Source organism: Pseudopedobacter beijingensis (assembly GCF_042678145.1).
Classification (GTDB): domain Bacteria; phylum Bacteroidota; class Bacteroidia; order Sphingobacteriales; family Sphingobacteriaceae; genus Pseudopedobacter; species Pseudopedobacter beijingensis.
In genome coordinates, this window is sequence record NZ_JBHUDG010000003.1 from 437,448 (window position 1) to 461,871 (window position 24,424).

Annotated in this window: 22 protein-coding genes and 1 pseudogene; 15 read left to right on the top strand and 8 right to left on the bottom strand. The window is 36.2% G+C overall.

Annotated elements, in window-relative coordinates; translation table 11 throughout:
- Positions 1–101 precede the first annotated feature (101 nt).
- On the top strand, positions 102–2,447 hold the full coding sequence (locus tag ACFSAH_RS03580; protein WP_379661323.1) for an nSTAND3 domain-containing NTPase: 2,346 nt from the start codon (positions 102–104) through the stop codon (positions 2,445–2,447).
- Positions 2,448–2,527: 80 nt separating this feature from the next.
- On the opposite strand, the gene ACFSAH_RS03585 is transcribed toward ACFSAH_RS03580, so the two are convergent.
- Positions 2,528–3,259 (bottom strand): hypothetical protein, encoded by a 732-nt coding sequence (locus ACFSAH_RS03585; RefSeq protein ID WP_379661324.1) that lies wholly within the window; start codon positions 3,257–3,259, stop codon positions 2,528–2,530.
- Between the two features lie 77 nt (positions 3,260–3,336).
- Positions 3,337–3,756 (bottom strand): hypothetical protein, encoded by a 420-nt coding sequence (locus tag ACFSAH_RS03590; protein WP_379661325.1) that lies wholly within the window; start codon positions 3,754–3,756, stop codon positions 3,337–3,339.
- A gap of 359 nt (positions 3,757–4,115) precedes the next feature.
- Here ACFSAH_RS03590 and ACFSAH_RS03595 point away from each other — a divergent pair, with 359 nt between their 5' ends.
- The 5 genes from ACFSAH_RS03595 to darG all read left to right on the top strand — a co-directional run bounded on the left by ACFSAH_RS03595 (position 4,116) and on the right by darG (position 9,702).
- Positions 4,116–4,304, top strand: coding sequence for a hypothetical protein (locus tag ACFSAH_RS03595; protein WP_379661326.1), 189 nt, complete (start codon positions 4,116–4,118; stop codon positions 4,302–4,304).
- 2 nt (positions 4,305–4,306) lie between these two features.
- A complete protein-coding gene (locus ACFSAH_RS03600; RefSeq protein WP_379661327.1) occupies positions 4,307–4,693 on the top strand; it encodes a (deoxy)nucleoside triphosphate pyrophosphohydrolase in 387 nt (128 codons plus the stop codon).
- A gap of 68 nt (positions 4,694–4,761) precedes the next feature.
- A complete protein-coding gene (locus ACFSAH_RS03605; RefSeq protein WP_379661328.1) occupies positions 4,762–7,899 on the top strand; it encodes a DEAD/DEAH box helicase in 3,138 nt (1,045 codons plus the stop codon).
- Between the two features lie 106 nt (positions 7,900–8,005).
- Complete coding sequence (gene darT, locus ACFSAH_RS03610) at positions 8,006–8,653, top strand: type II toxin-antitoxin system toxin DNA ADP-ribosyl transferase DarT (protein ID WP_379661329.1); 648 nt, start codon at positions 8,006–8,008, stop codon at positions 8,651–8,653.
- Positions 8,653–9,702 (top strand): type II toxin-antitoxin system antitoxin DNA ADP-ribosyl glycohydrolase DarG, encoded by a 1,050-nt coding sequence (gene darG, locus ACFSAH_RS03615; protein ID WP_379661330.1) that lies wholly within the window; start codon positions 8,653–8,655, stop codon positions 9,700–9,702. The genes darT and darG overlap by 1 nt, the downstream gene beginning before the upstream one ends.
- A 218-nt stretch (positions 9,703–9,920) precedes the next feature.
- Here the strand turns inward: darG and ACFSAH_RS03620 are convergent, their stop codons facing one another.
- Together ACFSAH_RS03620 and ACFSAH_RS03625 are read right to left on the bottom strand one after the other, a co-directional pair.
- On the bottom strand, positions 9,921–10,109 hold the full coding sequence (locus ACFSAH_RS03620; RefSeq protein ID WP_379661331.1) for an HNH endonuclease: 189 nt from the start codon (positions 10,107–10,109) through the stop codon (positions 9,921–9,923).
- Entirely contained in the window at positions 10,100–10,738 is a 639-nt protein-coding gene (locus ACFSAH_RS03625; RefSeq protein WP_379661332.1) for a hypothetical protein, read from the bottom strand. Before ACFSAH_RS03625 ends, ACFSAH_RS03620 begins: the two co-directional genes overlap by 10 nt.
- A 684-nt stretch (positions 10,739–11,422) precedes the next feature.
- Here ACFSAH_RS03625 and ACFSAH_RS03630 point away from each other — a divergent pair.
- The 6 genes from ACFSAH_RS03630 (at position 11,423) to ACFSAH_RS03655 (ending at position 15,982) form a co-directional block, all read left to right on the top strand.
- Positions 11,423–11,818: an HTH domain-containing protein gene (locus ACFSAH_RS03630; protein ID WP_379661604.1), complete on the top strand. Its 396-nt coding sequence runs from the start codon at positions 11,423–11,425 to the stop codon at positions 11,816–11,818.
- Positions 11,819–11,831: 13 nt separating this feature from the next.
- Positions 11,832–12,218, top strand: coding sequence for a (deoxy)nucleoside triphosphate pyrophosphohydrolase (locus tag ACFSAH_RS03635; protein ID WP_379661333.1), 387 nt, complete (start codon positions 11,832–11,834; stop codon positions 12,216–12,218).
- A gap of 99 nt (positions 12,219–12,317) precedes the next feature.
- A complete protein-coding gene (locus tag ACFSAH_RS03640; protein WP_379661334.1) occupies positions 12,318–12,875 on the top strand; it encodes a hypothetical protein in 558 nt (185 codons plus the stop codon).
- Positions 12,876–13,275: 400 nt separating this feature from the next.
- On the top strand, positions 13,276–13,854 hold the full coding sequence (locus tag ACFSAH_RS03645; protein ID WP_379661335.1) for an ORF6N domain-containing protein: 579 nt from the start codon (positions 13,276–13,278) through the stop codon (positions 13,852–13,854).
- A 280-nt stretch (positions 13,855–14,134) separates the two neighbouring features.
- Positions 14,135–14,710 carry an ORF6N domain-containing protein gene (locus ACFSAH_RS03650; protein ID WP_379661336.1) on the top strand — a complete coding sequence of 192 codons (576 nt, stop codon included), beginning with the start codon at positions 14,135–14,137 and terminating at the stop codon, positions 14,708–14,710.
- Positions 14,711–15,406: 696 nt separating this feature from the next.
- Positions 15,407–15,982 carry an ORF6N domain-containing protein gene (locus ACFSAH_RS03655; RefSeq protein WP_379661337.1) on the top strand — a complete coding sequence of 192 codons (576 nt, stop codon included), beginning with the start codon at positions 15,407–15,409 and terminating at the stop codon, positions 15,980–15,982.
- A 336-nt stretch (positions 15,983–16,318) separates the two neighbouring features.
- On the opposite strand, the gene ACFSAH_RS03660 is transcribed toward ACFSAH_RS03655, so the two are convergent.
- Positions 16,319–18,877 carry a cadherin-like beta sandwich domain-containing protein gene (locus ACFSAH_RS03660; protein ID WP_379661338.1) on the bottom strand — a complete coding sequence of 853 codons (2,559 nt, stop codon included), beginning with the start codon at positions 18,875–18,877 and terminating at the stop codon, positions 16,319–16,321.
- 354 nt (positions 18,878–19,231) lie between these two features.
- On the opposite strand from ACFSAH_RS03660, the pseudogene ACFSAH_RS19840 reads away from it, so the two are divergent.
- Positions 19,232–19,474: pseudogene (locus tag ACFSAH_RS19840) on the top strand (IS982 family transposase); the annotation flags it as partial.
- 290 nt (positions 19,475–19,764) lie between these two features.
- Here ACFSAH_RS19840 and ACFSAH_RS03665 read toward each other — a convergent pair.
- The 3 genes from ACFSAH_RS03665 to ACFSAH_RS03675 all read right to left on the bottom strand — a co-directional run bounded on the left by ACFSAH_RS03665 (position 19,765) and on the right by ACFSAH_RS03675 (position 22,070).
- The gene (locus tag ACFSAH_RS03665; protein ID WP_379661339.1) at positions 19,765–20,457 is read right to left on the bottom strand and encodes a metal-dependent hydrolase; all 693 of its coding nucleotides are present in this window, start codon (positions 20,455–20,457) and stop codon (positions 19,765–19,767) included.
- 11 nt (positions 20,458–20,468) lie between these two features.
- Positions 20,469–20,792 carry a YbaB/EbfC family nucleoid-associated protein gene (locus tag ACFSAH_RS03670; protein ID WP_379661340.1) on the bottom strand — a complete coding sequence of 108 codons (324 nt, stop codon included), beginning with the start codon at positions 20,790–20,792 and terminating at the stop codon, positions 20,469–20,471.
- A gap of 66 nt (positions 20,793–20,858) precedes the next feature.
- On the bottom strand, positions 20,859–22,070 hold the full coding sequence (locus ACFSAH_RS03675) for a serine hydrolase domain-containing protein (RefSeq protein ID WP_379661341.1): 1,212 nt from the start codon (positions 22,068–22,070) through the stop codon (positions 20,859–20,861).
- A gap of 226 nt (positions 22,071–22,296) precedes the next feature.
- Here ACFSAH_RS03675 and fumC point away from each other — a divergent pair, with 226 nt between their 5' ends.
- Both fumC and ACFSAH_RS03685 read left to right on the top strand, forming a co-directional pair.
- Positions 22,297–23,694, top strand: a complete 1,398-nt coding sequence (fumC, locus tag ACFSAH_RS03680; RefSeq protein WP_379661342.1) for a class II fumarate hydratase — start codon at positions 22,297–22,299, stop codon at positions 23,692–23,694.
- A gap of 229 nt (positions 23,695–23,923) precedes the next feature.
- Positions 23,924–24,421 (top strand): hypothetical protein, encoded by a 498-nt coding sequence (locus tag ACFSAH_RS03685; RefSeq protein ID WP_379661343.1) that lies wholly within the window; start codon positions 23,924–23,926, stop codon positions 24,419–24,421.
- The last annotated feature ends 3 nt before the right edge of the window (positions 24,422–24,424 follow it).

Below are 24,424 nucleotides of genomic sequence, written 5' to 3' on the forward strand. Positions count from 1 at the left end.
TTTCTCTTCGTTTGAGACATGCTCAACTGGCTAAGAATTATTACAAATTTGATATTGCACACAACTCCAATTATATTAGAAATATATTTTCAACTGTATTAATGAATTACAACCTAGAGGTTCTAAATGATAAAGAATTTGAATTACTTTCTAAAGACCTACTTGAGAGAGTGCTCGATACCCCCTTACAAAATTTTAAGACTGGAAAGGATGATGGGATAGATTTAAGATATTCATCCTATAACTTAAATGAGATAATAATCCAAGCAAAAGCTTATACAAAATCTAAATATACAAACCTAAAAAGAGCCCTTAAAGAAGAGAGAGTAAAAATGGACAAACTTTTTCCCTCTCCCCAAAGATATATTTTAACGACAACTTGTGCGCTTTCTCCAAAAGAAGTAAATGAGATAGTAGATGTCATGCATCCCTATATTTTATCACCGCAAGATATTTATGGAAGAGATCGTATGGAATCATTAATAAGTAATCACCATGACGTTGAAAAGAAATACTACAAACTCTGGTTAACAAGCACTAATATATTAGAAACTATTCTACACAATGGACAAAGGTCTCAATCTGAATTTTATAAAGATAAAATACTAAAAAAAGCGAGTCTTTATGTTCCTACAAAAAACCTTCAAGATGCTATTGATAAACTAAATGAAAATAAGTTTGTGATCATTTCAGGCGAACCCGGTGTAGGTAAGACTACTATCGCTTATATTTTAATCTGTGACTTGCTAGGTAATGGATATGAACTGATCAATATTGATGACAAAATCAATGATGCACTAAATTTACTCTCACCTAATCCTGATGTAAAACAAGTTTTCTTCTTTGATGATTTTTTAGGTGCTAATATTAATGAAATATTAAATCCGAAAAACACAGAAAGTAAAATTGTGAATTTTATTGAACAAATAGAAGTATCAAAGAATAAGTTTCTTATACTCACTTCAAGAACAACTATCCTAAATCAAGCAAAGGACAATTACGAACATTTTGCCCGTCAAAAATTTGACAAACGATCAAAATATGAACTCATATTAAATGACTATTCTCTTATTAATAAAGCAAGAATAGTATATAATCACCTTTACTTCAATGATATTCCAGAAGAATTTAAGAACAGCTTTTTTGAAAACAAGAACTATCTAAAAATCATTGAACATAAAAATTACTTCCCACGCTTAATCGAATTTATCACTAACCAACATAATTATGACAAAGAATACTATGACTCAGTTAATGAATTTATTTTTAAAAACTTAGAGAATCCCAGTGAAATATGGAAAATGGCTTTCGAACGTCAACTTGAGGACGAAGACCGTTTCCTATTATTATCATTGTTTTCATTTGCGCAAACACGTGTAGCACATGGAAAACTAGAAAATGCATTCACAAACCGCTATAATTATGAAATTAAAGAAAATGGCGTTAGTAAAAAAATAAACGCTTTTAACAGGTCGCTAAAGAAAATATTAGACAGTTTTATAATATCTATAAAAGTAAAAGATAGGGAAAATGAGTATCAATTATTAAATCCTTCTATTGCAGATTTCCTATTGAATTATCTTAGAGACAGTAAGGAGGAAAGAAATAGAGTTTTATTCTCCATCTGCTACCTTTATCAACTAATCGGCTATTTTGATACCGAAAGAAAAGATAAAATAATACTTAAAGATGATTTTCTAAAGAATTATTATTCAATTTTCTTAAACCTCTTAGAAAATCTTGAAGAAAGAGACTATACTTTTACCATTCTTGATATTTTATATTGTCTTGACAAATTTTTCCTGAATGGTACTATAAAAGAGTATTCCGCTTTTCAGTCTTATCTAGAAAAATTATTAGAAACCGATGGTCGAGGATATGTGACATCAAGAAAACTTATAAAAGTACTTGACAGCATTTATAAAAGATACCCAAACAATATAAAAGACTTAGTAATTTCAAACTGGACCAAATTAATGCTTTTGTTAATAAGAAATGCTTATGATAGAGATGACTTAGCTGGTTTGGAAAAACTTCATGATTTATATGCTATCGATTTATCCAAAACTATAGAAAATGACGATATTAACTTTGAAATAGAAACAAAAGTAGGCAAGTTATTTGAAGAGTATTCCAAAGATTACGACATGATTGTAAAAGAGAGTGACGTATTAGATACATATCATACTGTAGATAAAGGTTATACCGTGTCTTACATTGATAACAAATATTGGAACTCCTATCTGAGCTTTTTTGAAGATTGTGGTTTAGGCAGTCATTATGATCAATTTAATCATGAATTAGATATAGATGCCGAAGATGTATTAAATCAGATACTGGAAAATAATAATTATGAAGAGGATGATTATAGACTTGAAACAACCATTGAAGAAGATCATTCCGATGAGAACGAATATCAAATGATTGAATATTTATTTGAAAGATAATTTATAAAACAAAACCAAAAATTTAGTTTTTACAATCTAAACTCAATATCTCCTTAATCACAGGTCAGTATTAGATTAGGCTATCTCACTGATACATTGTCGTAATGACCTATTGCAAGATTTGAGACCTTTAAGCGAGCTATATTCAGATTAACATTACATAAATAATCGTACGGCTTCTCATTAAAGCCTGTGATATTAACCATATAATTATTTGGAGGCGAAGAATCATAGGTTAAAAAATATCCAAATGGTTTGTAATTAATTTCTGACCATTGAAATCTCTCGCCTGTTTCAATGTTGGAAGCGAAACTATATCCAATCATCCTTTTAACGGGGGATGAATTTGAATACAGATAAATATTTATTTTTTGGGGGAAGAGTTCGCTTCTTCGATTGAGCAGATAATCGGTTACACCTGAATGTTTATTTAAAACTCCGGATGAGTCAGCACAGACAAACATTAGCAATATCTGCTTTAGGACATTTAGAGGTTTAATCATATAACTACCAGACGTAATATAAGGATTAACATTTTGTTCCAAAATCTTAACTCCTTGCCTAGTAAATTCACAAAAGTCTTTTACATACCAATTTCCAGTAGAGTTGTTACAATGTGCGCAAAGACATTTTTTACCGAAACCCCGATTACTTACACTCTTTTTGCCAAATAAATATCCCGTTTCATTGAATAAATGCTCATAATTCTGCACATAAATTGGTGTATTATTGAAAGCACATTGAGGAGGGATATGTTCGAAGGTAAGAGTTGTTTGATCCCCACAAAGTACACAAGTATTTTCTGTTAACATATTGGTAAATCTTAGTATTCATATAGACTCCCTAAACAGGCGCTATAATAAATGCAGTTATGTGTATCATAAAAAGTTTAAATTTGAAGCGAATTAAAGGAATATACTAATCTTTCTAACTTAGGAATACTTCTATTCACAAAACCATTTTCTTTATAAAAACTAAGTTCATTTACGAAGTATCCTAAATTTGCTTTTGCTGTTTTTAAATGGAAACAACCATTGGATATTGCTTTTTTATCAGCTGTTGAACTCTTTAAATACCAAAATAATAGCTTAAGTTCTTCTTCAACAACTTGCGAACCACTAAAACAGTTACAGCCTTTACCTTCAAAAAACTCAAAATTTTTGTAGTTAAAATAGATATAACTTCTTGATGTTTTAGATAGACTAAACTTTCTCTTTCCTCTTTGCTTGTCTCTTTTAGGAGTAACATCTACAAAACCTTGGTTCTCTAATACCATTATTAAGTCTTGATTACAAGTATAAATTCTCATGTTTAGATTTTTTAATGCATTATTTACTTAACACAGTTATTAAATATCGTTCTGTGTATTCGTACTGATAAAGTTAAGGATAAATTATATTTCTAAAACAACATTAAAATTTGAGTACTGATTTCTCACAAAAGACAACTATATATCTATATTTACAGCAACTTTAAAATAACACATAGCATTTTGGTGGGTAAACCATAAACAAACATTTAAAAATGAATTTGAGGGAGGCTATATATAATCGCCTATGGTAAACAAGAACGGGAGCTATAATCAATCTTATACCAATCTTACTTTGGCTCGGGTTTAGAGATATTGTATTTTCCTATACAGGTACTTTTATAAAAGCCATTGGTGTAGTGGAGAAAAATTATATAGAAGCAGCTATTCCCCCAGAATTTGGTGCTACTGGTGCTCAACGGAATAATGATGGCTATCTGGTAAAAGTAAACTGGACAGCTCTTTCTAATCCTTTAAAGCCAAAATATTATATTCAATATATTGTGGATACTGTATTTGAGAGAGTAAAATCTATAGAGTTTAAATAACTATGCTACGAGTCACCTGCGCCATTATATTTAAAGACAACAAAGTGCTGATTGCCCAACGCAGCAAAAGCATGAAATTACCTTTAAAATGGGAGTTCCCCGGTGGTAAGATAGAAACCGACGAGACTATGGAGGAAGGTTTAAAGCGTGAGGTTATGGAAGAACTTAATATTAATATATCAATTGGAGAAGCGCTTAGCCCAGTTGAACATCATTATCATGATTTTTCTTTAAACCTCTACCCTTTTGTTTGTGCCTATCTGGATGGTAACTTAGAAGCCAAAGAGCATGCACAGGTAAAATGGGAATCTTTAGCTAATTTAGAAGCTTATGATTGGGCAGAGGCGGATATGCCGGTGGTGAAGGAGTTGATAAAAATGTTTGGATAAAAGATGTTATTAGCTTGATGGTTCCGAGTACCTCACCATGACGCTAACTACGTTTATAGTTTATTAAAATGAATTTAGGAATATACGAGCAACTGATTACTACTGTACTTAGGGAAAAGCTAGAAGCTTTAGATAGAAAGTCTTTTTACATCAATACAGCTCCTATAGATAAGGAAGAAGCTTCCAGGGTATTATCCTTACATCTGGGTTCTGCCATTAAGCAAGCTTTTGAACTCATTAAAGCTGACATTAGCAAGCAAATTGAGATTGCAAATAAAATTGTCATCCTACTTAAGCAAGAAATAGAAAAGTATGATTTTGACGAGGATATTATAGCTACCGAAGCACAACTTTTAAAAGCTGTATTTAGCACTATTGACAACGATTATAGTGATTTAGATCTGCGTTTAAAAGAAATCACCCCATATACAAGACTCACACAGAGCGAACTGTTTACCGGAGGCAACGTAGGACTTTCTTTAGATAGTGAGCTGAAAAAGGAAATCGTGTCGGCCAACCGTATTGATCTCCTGGTTTCTTTTATCAAGTGGAAGGCGGTGGTAATCTTACGGAATGCTTTTGAAGAGTTTACACGGAATGGGGGCCAACTGCGAATTATTACGACTACCTATATGGGAGCTACAGATGCCAAAGCTATTAGGGAACTGGCTAAATTACCCAATACGCAGATTAAGGTTTCTTACAATTTAGATAGAGAGCGACTACATGCCAAAGCTTATCTATTTTATAGGAACTCGGGATTCCACACGGGCTACATTGGTTCGTCTAACTTTTCCCGCTCTGCACTAACAGATGGATTGGAATGGAATATTAAAATTACTACTAAAGAGATTCCGCATGTAATTACCAAATTTCAAAAGACCTTTGAATCTTACTGGCAGAATGCAGAATTCGAAAGCTATGAAGACAGTTTACATTATGATAGACTACACCAGGCATTAAGCAATAATAAAATAGGAAAAACCGAAGAGGGTATACTGAATTTCTTTGATATTAAACCCTATCATTATCAAAAAGAAGTATTAGAGAAGCTACAAGTAGAAAGGAATATTCATGGCAGATTCAAAAACTTAGTAGTTGCCGCTACGGGTACAGGAAAAACAGTTATTTCTGCTTTCGACTTTAAAGCTTTTAGGCAGCAGCAGCCAAAGGCTACTTTTCTATTTATTGCCCACCGAAAGGAAATCTTGATACAAGCTTGGCATACCTTTAGAAATATTTTAAGAGATGGCAATTTTGCTGAACTTTGGGTAGATGGAAATGAGATTAACGATAAAAAGCATCTGTTTGCTTCAGTACAAACCTTAAACAACAATCTAGAAGGTTTACAGGTAAGTCCTTCTTATTATGATTACATCATTGTGGATGAAGGGCACCATGCTGCTGCCAATACATATCGTAAATTTTTGACTTATTTTAAGCCTCAAATTTTATTGGGCCTAACCGCTACACCGGAACGCATGGACGGAGAAAGTATTCTTCCCTATTTTGATGGGCATATTGCTGCAGAAATACGCTTGCCTGAAGCATTGAATCATAAATTGCTTAGCCCTTTCCAATATTTTGCAATCTCGGACAATACGGATTTAAGCAATGTGCGCTGGGAAAAAGGCAAATATGTAAGCAGTGAGCTTACTAAACTTTATACTGCAAATGATATTCGCGTACGGGATATTATCCATAACCTTCAACAATACACCAAAGACTTTAATGATGTTATAGCTGTAGGCTTTTGTGTATCAAAAGAACACGCCCTTTTTATGAGTAATAAGTTTGTAGAGGCAGGTCTAAAAGCCAGCGCTTTGACAAGCGATACCGCTAGCGAAACACGTAAGAAGATATTAACACAATTGAGGACTAAAGAAATTAACTACCTCTTTGTAGTAGATATCTTAAATGAAGGTGTAGATATTCCAGAAATAGATACTTTACTATTCCTGAGGCCTACTGAAAGCTTAACAATTTTCTTGCAGCAATTAGGTCGTGGCTTGCGATTATGTGACGGCAAAGAAGCCTTAACCGTATTAGACTTTGTTGGTAACGCAAATGCAGAATATGATTTTGAAACTAAATTTAGGGCACTGATTGGTAAGACGAATACTACGGTACAAAAAGAAATTGAGAGTGATTTTCCGCACCTGCCCTTAGGTTGTTCCATTATTCTGGAAAAACAGGCCAAGGACATCATCTTATCAAATATCAAGAGTGCCACAAACCCTAAGCGCAGAGATCTGATTAAGAAAATAAGGAATTTCAGCCTTCAAACAGACTTACCACTTACCTTAGAGAATTTTGTACATATTTACCACTTAGATGTACATGTGATTTATGCCAGAGACAGCTGGTCTAAGCTATGTTATGAAGCGGGTGTTATATCAGACTATAATGTTTCTAACGAGAAGCAATATACTACCATGCTGAAAAACAAATGGCTTAGCACAAACTCGTATAGCTACTTTAGCTTCTTACTCCAATTAGCTCAAAAAGGCTTTACCGTTAAGGGCAAAGCCTTAACAGAGGAAGAGTCATTAATGCTAGTGATGTTACATTATGATTTTTGGCAAAAAGCAACAGATGATAACTTAGTAAATAGCATTGAGCAAATAGGCAAAAACAAAACTTACGTAGCTGAAGTCATATCATTCTTAAAGCTTCGCATAGCACAGATAGATTTTGAAGAGTACGAACTTAAAGATATGCCTTACACGGTGCCTTTAAAACTACATGCCCGTTATACCAGAGACCAGATACTTGCCGCTTTTAGATTGAGTAGTTTATCGAGTAAATCTAGCAATAGAGAAGGCGTAGCAGAAAACAAAGAGCTGAATACAGAACTTCTGTTTGTAAATCTAAACAAATCGGAAGAGGACTTCTCCCCTTCTACTATGTATGATGATTATGCTATCAACGATATTTTATTCCACTGGCAGTCACAAAACGAAACGCGTAGCGACTCTGGCAAAGGTTTAACCTATATCAACCATCAAAAATTGAATAAAAAAATTCTCCTTTTCGTAAGAGAAGCGAAATACAATCAATACGGAAATACAGCCGGTTATGTCTTTATTGGAGAAGCTAACTTTGTGAAATATGAAGGCTCTAAACCCATGTCTATTACCTGGGAGCTGAAAGAACCTATCCCTAACTATTTATGGAAAGATTCGGCTAAACTGGTAGCGGGGTAAAAGCAAGTTGAGATTGAGGTTAAGACCGGGGATATATAACTAATTACACGTAGAGTGAAGTAAATTACATCTGCTTATGTGAAAATTTCATAATATTGTGATAGCTATGCCACATCAGAAACTCGATAAAATATGGTTATACAGAATACTTCATATAAACAATATGGAGTATACATTAAAAAATGGACTGTACCATAAAAATCATGAAAAGGCAGATCCAGGATATATTAATATTGGAGACCAAACGCTTATACAACAAAGGAACGATTATCCGGTAGACATTAATCCTCCGAATGGATTATTGGGCGAATATATCCCATTTTATTTTGGTCCACTTTCTCCTATGCTATACAATATCTATACAGGATACAGAGGAGTTACCAGGAGGCCGCAACAAGATATAGTCTACATTTGCTGCAACTTAAAAGATATTACAGATTGTTGTAACGAATGGTGCTTTACCGACGGACATGCTAAAAATGCAATAACTACATTTTATAATAATCTGGAACATATAAACCTTATTGATCTGGATCTTGCAAAACAGAGATATTGGAATAATACTGATGACGACTTTGACAGAATGCGAAAAAAACAGGCCGAGTTTATGGTGAAATACCATATACCGGCAAACTGTATCAGGAATATTGTTGTTTATGATAAGAAGGCAGCGGAAAAGATTCGTAACTTAGTTGAAAATTTAGAATTAGAGATAGAGGTACATATTAACCCATCTGGTAGATTTTATTATTGATGAAATTTAAAAAAGGCAATTTACTTGAAGCACAAACAGAAGCGCTGGTTAACACTGTAAATACGGTTGGTGTTATGGGTAAAGGTATTGCATTACAATTTAAAGAAACGTTTCCAAATAACTTTAAGGTTTACAAAGCAGCCTGTAAAAACGGCGAGCTTACACCAGGAAAGCTACTGGTTGTAAAAGACCATACACTGGAAGGTGAAAAATTAATTATTAATTTTCCCACCAAAACAGAGTGGTTCAAAAAATCTAAGTATGAATACGTCGAATCTGGCTTACAAGAGCTTGCCAGGCTGATTACTGATACCGGTATAAAAAGCATTGCTATTCCTCCTTTAGGTTGTGGAAACGGAGGGTTAGACTGGAACAAGGTAAAACCGATGATGGAAAATCACTTAGGTGGATTACAGCATGTTGACGTTATTGTATACGAGCCAAATGAACAGGTTAAGCAATTGTTAAAAAATCAGACTCTACAAAAAGACACCAAATTAACTCCTGCAAAAGCGTTATTGTTATATGCTATGTTTTATTACGATTCGCTCGGAGAAAACACCAGTCTTTTTGTGGCAAATAAGCTGGCTTATTTTCTTCAGAGATTGGGCGAGTCAAGTTTAAATAAACTGAAATTTGAGGCTTACCACTATGGCCCCTATAGTGTACAGGTAGAACATATTATACATAATCTAAACGGAAAATTCATTAAAGGATTAGAACAAATGCAGGCCAAAGCATTTGAGCCTTTGGAGCTTCAGTACGACAGCCTAAAGGAAGTAAGCGACTATGTTAAAAGAGAGCTTAGCCCCTCGCAACATAGCATTATTAAAAAGATGATAAAGCTTATAGACGGCTACCAATCCGCATTATCTTTAGAAATACTTGCTTCTGTAGACTTTATCAGAAAAGAAAATCCTGGAATAGACCTGGCAAATGCAAAAATAAAAGTAAAAGACTGGTCTTCCAGAAAGGATAAATTATTTAAAGACAAATATATCGACATCGCCTGGAACCACCTGGAAAAATATAAAAAACAACTAGAATAAATATTCTATCAGCTCCATTAGCATTTTATACTTTTTTTATTGAACAAATATTAAGGCTAAATAACATACCTAAACAAGTATTTAATAACAGGGATATTCACCCCTTAAAAACATTCTCCCTATGCCATTCCAGATTCTCCTGTATGGGATAATATTTTTCTGCAGCTGGTAAGTGAATACGTTTTCCTTCCAACTGTTTTACACCATAAGGATGGTTTCTATCTTCTTCTATAATACTTTTTGAAACAATGATACGGTGTTGAGTATCTATACCCCCTGTCGAAAGCCCGGTGCATATTAGGGCAAAGGGCAATGCCGTTGGTTATCCGGTCGTCATGTGTGAGGCTAAAAGGTATAATATGACAGGCATCTATAAAATGGTGCCCATAAGTGCTGCTCAGTCGCATCCCTGTAAAACTACAGGTAGCAGCATAAGCTTTTTAAACAATCCGCTACGTACAAAAACATCCTCTTCGGTTTCTATTTTTATGGTTCTATAGCGCGCCTGAGGTTCATTAAGTATATAATCTTCCAATCGATGAATGTAGCCATCCTGTTTTTCGCTATCCCGTAGATGTTGCTGCGTTGCTGGAAAATAGATATTGAGTAATGCTGCTTTAAGCGTATGCCGTGATACAGCATCATTCAACAGCAGAAACAAATCTTCTGCAAAACAGCCATAAGCCACTGTTGTCGCCAATGTGTTCACACTTTTGATATGCGCATTGATCTGGCATCCGGGATAAGGTACCAGAAACCAGAAAGGCTTACCCGCAGCTTTGTCACTTTGCAAATAATAAAACGGTTGGGTAAAATCTGCCTGATGTAAGGTATTAACCAGCAGTTGCCAGTTTTCTTTAAAAGTACCCACCAGATCGGCATTCACATACACTTTGTTTTCTGTAACAAGTCCTTTTTCAATTAGCTCTATTAGGCTAATTAATAACACCGGTTTGTGCGGTGCTATGCCTAATGGTGTATTACCCCGTTTAAGACGAGTAAAAGCGTGAAGGTATTTGTTTAGTGTTTCCTGCATGATGCTTAGGCAATAATGGAGATTTTAACAGGATTTTGCAAGGAAATTAGAAAAGTTGGAAGTTCTGGACAGTGATTTATCGAAATGTGGGAAGTAAATCCTCATATACTTAACCAATTCGCCATCAGAAATTTATAGTTTATCAGAAGATTTCAGCTTATAAAACCCCAAATGGGACAATCTTAAATCACAATTGTAATATCAAGTTGAAGATTGTTGTACCTCCCTCCCTATTTAGCAAAACTGATTTAAAAATATAGTTTATAACAAGAGACGATAGGTTATAAAAAAATGAAACCCTATAATTGAATTACCATCTTTTTTGCATCTTTAACCTATGGATTATACAGAATGGGCAGAAAGTCTACTACAAAACGCTGTGTACGACATATTGAAAGTTCTTTTTTAAATAATCGTACACCAAATTACAAAAGAAAAAATTACACAAGTTCGATTCCCGGCTTCAGTACATTATTGTGACCGTCCCAAAAAAAAGCATAATATTATACGATTTATTAATATTTGATTCATTTTTTGTATATATCCAAGTCCTTCGCTTTGATGCAATACATTAATAGGGTTCTCTAACCTATTCTTAGAACACATCTATTCGTACTAAATCTTTCCTAATTTTGAACATTTATCACCATTTCGAAGACATCCTCAAAATGATGCAACAATTACATATCAGCTCCTCGTAACAAAGAACTCATGAGAATTTACCGCGATCTGGAATTGGTAGAACAATTGGGTTCTGGAATACCACGTATTTTGAAAGCATATGACAAAAGCTGTTTTAAGTTCTTTCCCAACTTTATTCGTATGACATTCCCCAAATTAACAGGTGGTCAAGCAGGTGGTCAAGCAGGTGGTCAAATTCATAAAACAATACTTACAGAAAGGCAAAAAGAAGTATTTGAATTAATCAAACAAAGCCCTGATATCTCCCGAAGACAACTCGCACTTAAACTCGGAATCAATGAATCTGCCATACAGAAACACATTGATGCACTAAAACAAAAAAGAGCCATTGTAAGAGAAGGAGAAACGACAGGTTTCTGGAAAATATTAACTGATTAACATCTCACGCTGAATGCTACAAGTCACCTGCGCCATTATATTTAAAGAAAACAAAGTGCTAATTGCCCAACGCAGCAAAAGCATGAAGTTGCCTTTAAAATGGGAGTTCCCCGGCGGTAAGATAGAAACCGACGAAACCCTGGAAGAAGGCTTAAAGCGTGAGATTATGGAGGAGCTTAATATTAATATATCGGTTGTAGAAGCGCTTAGCCCAGTTGAACATCATTATCCTGATTTTTCCTTAAACCTCTACCCTTTTGTTTGTGCCTATCTGGATGGTAAATTAGTAGCCAGAGAGCATGCACAGGTAAAATGGGAATCTTTAGCTAATTTAGAGGCTTATGATTGGGCGGAGGCGGATGTGCCGGTGGTGAAGGAGTTACTACTTTCTAATCCATAAATTTACACAGTAGAATTAATGCGAGTTAAAAAAATACGAGGATTAAAACGGAGACACAGGGAATTAGAATCCTGGGTTAAATTCCATGAGGAACTAGACATGACCAGACTTAAAGAAAATGGTTTTGTATATGCAAAGGCTAAAATTGCCCCATGGGCTAATCTTTTCAATGAACCCTTATATCCGAGTAATTACCGGAGAGTATTATTTTCTTGTCTATTAGACTTCTACACGAGTTGGAAGGAGACACTGGATAAAGAATTTGATTCCTATTATTTAAAAATATGGTTAAGTTTTCCAAAATTTATTGATTCGCAAATTGTTTGTGCGATAGGGGAACGTATACCCTATTATAACGATATTTTTGAATCCTGTGATCCTCAGCCTGATTTTCCAATTTCAGCCTTTAGGAATGAAGAGTTGAGAATAAAACGCTTTAACTGGACAACCTATTACGATTATGATTATTATTCGGAAAGCGACTATTTAAATCTAAATCCTGATCGTTTTCTAAGCCCCGAAGACTTTTATGCAGAAAAGAGATTCTACAAAAAGTTGTTAAAAGATAATGTTCCCTATAAAATGATTCCAGATACTGAAGAGCGACTTTTTTATAAGCAAAGAGGCTACATTTGGGTCGGCGAACTAATAAAATAGTTTTTTGATCAATGAATATTACTCGCTTAAGATGGGTAAAGTGTGAAAGGCATATAAATGTCCTATGCACCAGATTTCGAGGGCCTCAATCTGACTTTAGTCAATATTGGATTATATTATAGAGATTGCCGCCGTGCCTCCTACCAATGACATTCATGGGATAAAAATCCTTTCCTAAGGTCATCTTGAGCGATCCCGAACGCTTTCGGGAGAGTCGAGAGATCTCTAACATCATAGCACAACAACCTCCCATCCTTCATCACCAACAAATATCTCCATTTCGTTCCACTACAGTCGACATGACTGCTTTAATGTAGTTATTGTTTCTTCCTTATTTCTTTAAAAATATTTATCTTATACGCTAATTTATCCTGGACAACCTAAACAATTGCACTTGCATATGACTGAAAATACGGTACAAAACCTTGGAGGACACTACAGCAATTTGTCAATATCAATTGAAGATCGAATTTTCCTAATTCGCGACCAACAGGTTATGATTGACCGAGACCTGGCCGAACTCTATCAAGTAGAAACTAAAGTTTTAAATCAAGCGGCTCGAAGAAATATTGAAAAATTCCCTGATGATTTTAGATTTCAACTGACCAATGAAGAAAAGATCGAACTGGTCACAAATTGTGACCGGTTCAGTTCTCTCAAACACTCGACTGTAAATCCTCATGCATTTACTGAACACGGTGTCCTTATGCTTGCTAACGTACTAAAAAGTAATATTGCAACAGCAATGAGTATCAAATTAATAAAGACATTCATTTTAATTAGAAAGGCACTATCTACGAATATAGCGCTTAAACTGGAAATAGCAGAGATCAGACAGTCCGTAAATAAAATAGCCAAAAAACAGGAAGGTCAGGATAAGAATATTGATCTGCTATTTGAATACATAGACCGCTTACAGGAAAAAGCGGAAGAACCGAAACCGGAAAGGAAAAGGATTGGGTATAAGGACAAGTGGTAGGAATGGAAGTAGTAAGTGGAGAGTTGAAAATTGAAAGTTTCCACCCCACCGTCATCTTGAGCGATCCCGAACGCTTTCGGGAGAGTCAAAAGATCCCTAACCTAAAAGCACCTATTAACCTCAGTAATTCCTACTGCCATAACTAACAGATGTCTCCATTTCGTTCCACTACAGTCGACATGACTGCCTTAATGTAGCTATTGTTTCTTCCTTATTTCTTTAAAAATATTTATCTTATACGCTAATTTATCCTGGACAACCTAAACAATTGCACTTGCGTATGACTGAACCTACTATACAAAAACAGGAAGTAAGCGTGACTGATGAAACAGTCATGAGCCAGATTTATATGATTCGTGGACAGAAGGTGATGTTGGATAGAGATTTGGCTAAGCTGTATGGAGTGGAAACATTCCGTTTAAACGAGCAGGTAAAACGAAATATATCGAGGTTCCCTGAAGATTTCATGTTTCAATTAACAAAGGAAGAATGGGAATCTTTGACATCGCAAATTGCGATATCAAAAACAGGAAGAGGGGGAAGAAGAACCATACCGTATGTTTTTACAGAATATGGCGTATTAATGCTTTCCAGTGTCCTTAATAGTGAAAGAGCCGTACAAGTTAATATTCAAATTATGAGAATATTTACTAAAGTGCGCCAAATGCTGTCAGATAACACAGAAATAAAACTGGAAATAGCGGAGATCAAGCAGGCCGTAAATAAAATAGCCAAAAAACAGGAAGGTCAGGATAAGAATATTGATCTGCTATTTGAATACATAGATCGCTTACAGGAAAAAGCGGAAGAACCGAAACCGGAAAGGAAGAGGATTGGGTATAAGGACAAGTGGTAGGAATGGAAGTAGTAAGTGGAGAGTTGAAAGTTGAAAGTTTCCACTCCACCGTCATCTTGAGCGATCCCGAACGCTTTCGGGAGAATCGAAAGATCTCCAACCTAAAAGCACTTGACAACCTCGGTAATTCCTACTGCCATAGCTAACAGATGTCTCCATTCCGTTCCTCTCCAGCCGACATGACGAGGGGGTTAGTTAGTGGTCGATAGACGATAGTCCATGGACAATGGTCAATGGTCCATAGTTTTATAATTCATCATTCACTAGTTCATCGCTTCCTAATTCATAGTTCATCATTAAACATTGAGCATTAAAAACTCAACATTCTACAGCTCATCATTCATAGTTAACAACCAGAACTAATCATTAATTCAATAGAGATAACGTTTAAGAGATTGCTTCACTCCGATCGCAATGACGTTCATGGGATAAAACCCCCACTCCGCCGTCATCTTGAGCGATCCCGAACGCTTTCGGGAGAGTCAAAAGATCTCTAACCTAAAAGCACCTATTAACCTCAGTAATTCCTACTGCCATAGCTAACAGATGTCTCCATTCCGTCCCCCCGTCATCCCGACCACAGCGGAGGGATTTCCAACCTAGAAAGATAGTCCATGATCAATAATTCACTTCCCCCTCATTTACTTTTTTAGCTTATATTTAACTATTAATAAACCTAAACAACTGCATTTGCTTATGACTGAAACTACTACAAAAAATCAGGAGATTAGTATCGCAGACGATGTGATTACCAATCAAATTTACATGATTCGTGGGCAAAAGGTAATTTTGGACAGAGATCTGGCGGTATTATACAGAACGGATACAAGAAGTTTAAAACAGGCCGTTAGAAGAAACATCGACCGCTTTCCTGAAGACTTCATGTTTGAAATGTCTGAACAGGAATTTACAAATTGGAGATCACAATTTGTGACCTCCGATAAAGATAAGCAAGGTTTACGATATGCTCCATTCTGCTTCACAGAACAAGGCGTTGCCATGTTGTCCAGTGTACTTAAGAGCAAACAGGCCATTCAGGTGAATATCCAGATTATGCGGATATTTACCCGATTACGCCAAATGCTATCTGATAATACCTCTGTTAAACTGGAAATAGCAGAAATTAGGCAAGCCATAAACAAAATATCAAAAAAACAGGAAGGGCAGGACAAGAATATTGACCTACTGTTTGAATATATAGACCGTTTACAGGAAAAAGTAGCAGAACCTAAACAGGAAAGAAAAAGGATTGGCTACAAGGAAAAATGGTAAGGAGTGGAGAGGAAAAAGTTTAAAGTTCCCAACTCACCTCATCATCCTGAATTTATTTCAGGGGCTGTGTATTTGAACGTAGTAAGTATCAGATTGCCACGTCGTACCTCCTCGCAATGACATTCATGGGATAAAAACCCCTTCCTAAGGTCATCTTGGGCAAGCTTACGAGTCGAAAGATCTCCAACCTAAAAACAGAAGCGATCCAGTAATTCCTACTGCCATAGCTAACAGATGCCTCCATTCCTTTCCCCCATCATCCTGAATTTATTTCAGAATCTGTGTGATTGAGCGTCGTAAGTATCAAATTGCCGCGGCTTAACTCCTAACCATCTTTTAACGTTTAATGATAATTTTACTAACCTTTTCTTGCTGTCCTACAAGCGTTAAAACATAATAACCTATACTATACTTATTAAAGTCTAATTTCAAAAAATGATCGGCTTTTTGCAGCCTCTTTTCTATTAATTTTTTGCCGTTTAAATCACTCAATACCGCCATTTGATATTCACCAGCTTTAAAGCTAACCATACTCCATTGTGTAGTAGGGTTGGGGTAAACCTCTAAGTTAGCAATGGTCGTATCGAAAGTAAATGGCTCGACACCTAACTCTTTCTCTTTTCCATCTAAATCTATTTGTACCAAACGGTAATAATTGTTACCCACCAACGGATTGCTGTCATAAAATGCATAATGTTGCCTTAAGTTACTGTTGCCTGCCCCCTTTTGCGAGCCTAAAAATACAAACTCACCTGTATCGCCCTTTCTATACACATCAAACCTAAGGTTGTCTTTCTCTTGTTGCGTAAGCCATTCAAGTTTAACACTTTGTCCAGAAGCCTTTACTTGAAAGCTTAACAATTCAACAGGGAGTGCTGCTTCGCGTTTAACGGTTAGTATATAGGTTTTAACACTAACACCATCTTGTGCTGTTACCTTTACCTCCAGGCTATTTTGACCTACATTTAAGTTAATGGCGTTACTAGCCTGCCCATTATTAACTGTAATATTGTTAATGGTAATTATTGCATTTTGCTCTTTTAACGTAGGCGTAAGTATAATAGTAGAAATGGCATTACCAACTGTTACCTCATAATTAAATATGCCGCTATCAAATATTGGGCTTAAAGTGCCTTGGTTAACACTCAAGCTAGTAAGCAAAGCATTAGCCGACGCAAAACTGCTTTCGTAAGCTCCTAAATCTAAGCCATTATACTGTATACGCTGTGTACCTGCCAAATCTAAGGTTATGCCATTAAGAAAGCTAGCATTGCCAGCATTAATAGCCATACTACCTACCTGTAGCGTAAAATTTCCGCTGGCTGCATTGGTAAATAATGGGTTTATGTTTTGGTTAAAATCTACACCAGCTTTAAAACCCTGGGTGATATTATTTTTAGCAATACTGGCATTACCATTATCCGCTACGTCCTTATCAATATCGGCAATGTTACCCCATATAATATTATTGTAAATGGTGGCGTAGGTACTGCCACTGTATCCATCATTAAAAATGGCTCCGCCCTTAGAAGCTTCATTGTTGTAAAAAGTATTATTAACCAGATTTGCACCTACTGAAGGGTTGTCCAACCCATAATTATATATCGCCCCACCACGATCGGCTTTGTTATTCGAGAACAAACAATTAACTACTTTAAACGAACCAGTAGTAGCATTATGAATGGCACCACCCGCACCCAATAAATCAGTTTTAATACCTATCGAACTTAAAAATGGATGTATTAGTAAAGAAGCATTTAAGTTCCAACTACCCGTTGTCCCATAACGGTACCACAGGTTGTCGCTTTGTTTTTCCCAAATGAGACTAGGATTGGTATCTCCGTCTTTGTTACTAGTAACGTTCAATATATCTTTCTCTGATGTACCCCATTTCAAATTACTTAAATCTATACTGATAAATATTTTTTTTGACACTGGCAACGCTAACGGTGTATCAAAAGAAACCCCACTATAGCTCGCCCCTTGAACATCAGCCATAATTGAGGCCATGGTTAAATTTTGACTACCTAGCAAAGCTCCAGGGGTACCGCTGGTACCGTCGTAAATTTTAATAGGAACCAATTTATTTGGATTGTTACTTTGCGCCATGCCAAAACCGATATAAATATAATACAAGTATTTGTCAGTTCTTGCAGAAAGATCAAAGTACATTGCTTTTTCCTTATCCAAATAAATATTCATACCATTTATCCAGCCATCTGCTCCAACCGTAGCTCCAGTATAATAGTTTTGAAGGGTCCAATTAGAAGGGATCGGATAGTTTACACCATAAAGACTTTCGGCACTCGCCTTGTTTTGGTGAAACATACTATTGCTTATACTCGCCTCACCCTTAGTGATATATAAAGCAGCGCCAACTACTGCACTATTGTTTTCAAACTTACATCTGTTAATCTGAGGGTTGCCTTGTTCAACAGTAACAGCGCCATAAAGGGCATTACCTAGGTTTAATCCATCTAAAACAATACTGGTGTTTACTGTTGAGTTAATGGTGATTAAACTTGTGCGTAATGAGATAGCAGCTGTTATTTTAGTAGCATTAACGCTGTGTAGCAAGGCAATATTCCTATCATTAAAACTATTTTCGGTACCTGCAAAACCTCCATATACCTTTACTGCTTTGTTTATGTTTAGCCCAGTAAACAGCTGATATTCTCCTGCAGCCACGTAAATTACATCGTTGGCACTTGCTAAATCAATGGCCGATTGTATATTGCCTAAAGCATTATTCCAAGCTGTACCATTACCCACTGCACCAGCCTTAACATAACGTATATTTTGTGCACTGGTAAATAAAGAAAAAAATGAAAAACAAACAAATAAAAAAGCATACTTATAGCTTTTGCAAAAGATAAGGGGTAAAGAAAGCATCATATTTGATTCTTTAGAATATTAAATTTAGTTCTACGTAATAAAAACTGATAATTTAACACTAAACTACACTTATTTAAATAAAAAAAACAAAATAAAGATGCTTTATTCAGCTTAATTTAACAGACAATAGAGCTAAAAAATTCACTTATCTCCATTTGTTTTAAAATCTTTCATTTAACAATTTGAAACATAGCTTACCTACCTTCCGTATATGATATTCTTAAATAGAAGAATTTTCAAAAAGTGATAAAAATAATATATTCACACACTGTTGTACATTATGATTTAAGACAGAAATAAGTTATTCATTATACTGATAATCGGCGAATTACTTTAAATACAAAACGATTTAGAATGAACAACTTAAGAGCAAATCACGAAAGAATATTGGAAGTTTTAAGAAAAATATCGACAGACCAACAGTTACCCTTCCAGCGTAGACGTCCCCCGAGGAGTGATCTTGAGGTTATCAGTCTTAATCTAACGGCTGAATACAGGGGTATTGATAGCGAAATTAATCTTTTTCGTATCCTTCCTCCCTGCTTCAAATCCGGAATGGAACATACTGTTTTTAACAGACGGAAGCGAAGATTGGTAGAGAGTTGAGAGTAAAAAGTTGAAAGTTCCCCACTCCGCCGTCCTCTTGAGCGAGCCTACGAGTCGAAAGATCTCCAACCTAAAAACAGAAGCAATCCAGTAATTCCTACTGCCATAGCTAACAGATGTCTCCATTCCGTTCCTCTACAGTCGACGATAGACTATGGTCCATGGACAATGGTCAATGGTCCATAGTTATTAATTCATCATTCACTAGTTCATCGCTTCCTAATTCATAGTTCATCATTAAACATTGAGCATTAAAAACTCAACATTCTACAGCTCTCCATTTATATCTCTACCGCATCTTCCGGCTTGTTACTAATTTTTAGCAGTTGCAGGGTTAAACCGGCATCCTCAAACTTCTGCTTAGCTTGTTCTTCGTCAATCTTGATATAGCCAAACGTATCGTAATGCATGCCTATTACCTTTTTACAGTTCACAAACTTGGCAGCCAGTATAGCATCATCAATGCCCATGGTAAAGTTGTCGCCTATACATAAAAAAGCATGGTCTATATCGTATAGCTCACCCAGTAGCTTCATATCAGCAACCAAGGCGGTATCTCCGGAATAGTAGTAAGTTTTACCTTCCGCTTTTATCAGAAATCCGGCAGCGGGTCCACCATAGCTCCCGTCGGGCAAAGAGTTAGAATGTGCGGCATACACCATTTTTACGGTTCCAAAATCGAAGTTCCAGCTACCTCCCAGATTCATAGGATGCACCTTTTTAGCTCCCTGCTTAGTAGCCCATTCTGTGAGCTCAAATGAACTTATAATGGTTGCCCCGGTTCTTTTTGCGATATTGATTAAATCAGCAACATGATCAAAATGCCCGTGAGAAACCAGGATATAATCACATGCAATCTGGTTAACATCAATTCCTTTAGCCAGCTCGTTACCTGCAATAAAAGGATCTATTAATATGTTTTTTCCCGCTAACTGCAGCAAAAAACTAGAATGTCCAAAATAGTTTACTTTCATAAGTGAGGCTGTTATTTACCAAATAATTTACCTAAGGCTCCAAGTCCGCCCATACCTCCCAGCATTGCCTGGGTCATGGCTGCTGTTTCTGATTGAGTAATATTATCTGCCTGTTCAAATGCTTTGTTCAGCGCTACCACCAGCAATTCCTCTATCTGCTCCTTATCGGCTTCTTTAAAAAACTCTTCGTTGATTGCTATACTTTTGATAGTTTTATTAGCCGAAGCTACCACTTCTATGGCCCCATTTTCGGCTTCGCCCTTAACGCTGATGCTATCCAGGCGTTTTTTCATCTCGTCTGCTTTTTGCTGAGCTTCAAATAATTTATCGAACATAGTTTTTTATTTAGAGTACTAATTTATATAAAGTTCATTAAAAGGGAAAAAAACAGTTATCACGGCTTAATCCAGATCTGTATTTCCGTCTCTTCCATAAGCTCCTCTTCTGATAACCGGCATGTTCAGGTGCTTATACAGGTCGTCCAGATGCAGCAAACTACCGTTGGTTAAATTCCCCAGAAAAACAACAACAATATCATTGTTTAAATCTCTGACATAGATGTTTCTAAAACCGTGCCACCATCCGGTATGGTAAACTACTTTTTCTCCGTTATTGCCATCAAAAATACGCCATCCAAACCCATAGTTAAAATGACCGTTAAGTGGCTTATTACGTCCCATAAACATAGAATCCATACTTTGTTGAGTAAGCAATCGGCCGTTTTTTAAAGCATGGTCATACAATACCAGATCATGTAAGGTAGAGTAAATACCTTTATCGCCCACGGGACCATCCAGAAAATTTTGGGCTACGGAATATCTCCAGGTTCTATCATGGCCAACCACATCAACAGGAATTTTATCGTAAACAGCGGTCGAGTACACATGACTGTTTTTCATACCGGCTGGTTTAAAAATATGCTCCATCACATATTCGGCATAAGATTTCCCTGTTATTTTTTCTATGATGGCTCCCAGCACCATAAAGTTTGAGTTATTGTAATGGAAGGTTTTATCTGGTGCAGTGTAACGACCGGGTTTATATTGCCCAATAATATGCATTACTTCGTCATTGGTTACGCCCTTGCGCATGTCCCTTTTTTCTTTACGCCAGATGTCATCTATAAAATAAACATAGTTCATCATCCCGCTGCGGTGAGAAAGCAACAGCCTTATGGTAATACCGTCGTACGGAAAATCCGGATAGTACTTTTTAACATCATCGTCCAAAGCTATCTTACCTTCTTCTAAAAGTTGCATAATGGCTACTCCGGTAAAGGTTTTGGTGATGGATGCCAGCTCAAACTCCGATTTTACTTTGAGGCTGTCGCGCAACAGGTAATTTGCCCATCCAAAACTGCCTTCAAATATGATTTTCCCTTTTTTAGCCACTAAGGCATTTCCGTTAAAGCCGTATTTTTTATGCAGGTTTTGCATAAATTCTGCGATGTAGGGATCTTCGTTTTTTTTGTCGTAAACCAACATCAAGCTATCGGAAACCTCATCTTTTTTGGTTCTTTTCTTGGTGTTTTTCTTGTCATTCCCAGATGAAGAACAGGACACATAAAACAAAACAGATAGTGCAGCTAATGAAATAGTTTTAAAAAGGGTCATCTAATAATATCGTTTTTCGCTTCCAAAAATTATAAAGCCGGCAAAATAAAAATTAAATCATCAAGATGGAAGCTTAGTTATAAACATATTGGTCTGTAGCCATGCATTTTTCACTTTTATTCACCGGTATGTAAATAACACATTGGTAATGGTTAAGAAACGTAAAAATCTACCTTTGGTCATATAAAAAATCATAAATTTGGTTATTAATCAAAAATCAGTAAAAATGGAATACAGAATTGAACATGACACCATGGGAGAGGTGAAAGTACCTGCAGAAAAATACTGGGGTGCCCAAACCGAACGTTCAAGGAACAATTTTAAGATAGGTCCGGAGGCTTCTATGCCTAAAGAGATTATCTATGCTTTTGCGTATCTTAAGAAAGCCGCAGCAATGGCTAATGCTGATTTAGGAGTTCTACCTACCGAAAAAAAAGATTTAATTGCCAAAGCTTGTGATGAAATACTTGCCGGAAAGCTTGATGACCAGTTTCCATTGGTAATCTGGCAAACGGGATCGGGTACGCAATCTAACATGAACGCTAACGAGGTTATTGCTTACCGCGCACATGTGATTAATGGCGGTTCGTTAAACGATGCAGACAAAGTGCTTCATCCGAATGACGATGTTAACAAATCTCAATCATCTAATGATACGTTTCCTACAGCAATGCATATTGCTGCTTATAAACAAACGGTAGAAATTACCATTCCCGGTCTGGAATTACTAAAAAGCACCTTAGAGAGCAAAGCGAAAGAATTTGCAAATATTGTAAAGACAGGTCGTACACACTTTATGGATGCTACGCCGCTTACTTTAGGGCAGGAGTTCTCTGGCTATGCCCAACAGATTACCAACAGCATCAGGTCTATTAAAAATGCACTTGAGGTGGTAAGAGAATTGGCCTTGGGCGGTACGGCTGTAGGCACGGGGTTAAATACACCTAAAGGTTACGATGTTTTGGTGGCCCAACATATTGCCGGGCTTACGGGACTTCCTTTTATAACGGCACCTAACAAATTTGAGGCTCTGGCCGCACATGATGCTATGGTTGAGCTTTCTGGTGCTTTAAAAAGAGCGGCAGTTTCTTTAATGAAAATAGCCAATGATGTAAGAATGCTAAGCTCTGGCCCAAGATGTGGTATTGGTGAAATTATTATTCCTGATAACGAACCGGGATCTTCTATTATGCCTGGAAAGGTAAACCCAACACAGCCGGAAGCACTAACCATGGTTTGTGCACAAGTCATAGGTAATGATGTGGCTGTTTCTGTAGGTGGCTCTAACGGTCATTTTGAGCTAAACGTTTTTAAACCGGTTATTGCGGCAAACGTACTGCAATCTGCCCGTTTAATTGGCGATGCCTGCGTTTCTTTCAACAATAACTGTGCAGTGGGCATTGAAGCTAACTTACCTGTTATTCAGCAACATTTAGAAAACTCTTTAATGTTGGTAACGGCATTAAACACCCATATAGGTTACGAGAATGCTGCTAAAATAGCCAAGAAAGCACATAAAGAGAATAAAACGTTAAGAGAAGCTGCTGTAGAATTGGGATTGGTAACCAATGAACAGTTTACCGAATGGGTAAAACCTGAGGATATGGTGGGTTCTTTAAAATAGAAAAGTACTTTAACCGCAAAGATTACTAAGAAGACAGAGAGATTTATTCTTTGAATACTTGGTGACCTTTGTGGTTATTAAATAAAAATAAATTAACCACACAAAAGACAAAGAACACGGAGATAAATTTTAATCTTTGAAAACTTAGCGATCTTCGTGGTTATTAAAAATAAAAGTTAACAATAAGCATTGTCCAGAGTATCTTTGTCCGGATGATGCTTTTTGAGATATGGTACACAAATTACTCCTGTCGGTTTTTCTGGCTTTTTTATGCTGCTCCTGCAAATTCAATCCCCGGGTAGACAATACCGGAGACAGCACTTTACAAGGGATATGGGATGAGGATAAAAAACCTTTTGAAGAAAAACTGGCTTCTGTAGAAAAATATAAGTTAAAATTTATCTGCGACTCTTTTTATTTAGATATTAAAAGCCACACCAGGGTAAACCTTGATGCGGGCGAATGTTATAGTCGGCAGGAATGGTCCGAATATGTAAAGGGTACTTACGTTCGTAAAGATGACTTTTTATATTTGACAGGTTCTTTTGTGAATGAACATTACAGGTATAAACCACAAGGATCTTGCTATCGTTTTGGCAAATACGAGGAAAAATTTCTGATCAGCCAGCAAGGGACAGATAGTCTTGAACTCCGGAATACCTTAACAGGCATCACACATTTAGTAATATTGAAACAGCGGGTTGACTGTAAAAACAATCAAGAATAGCAT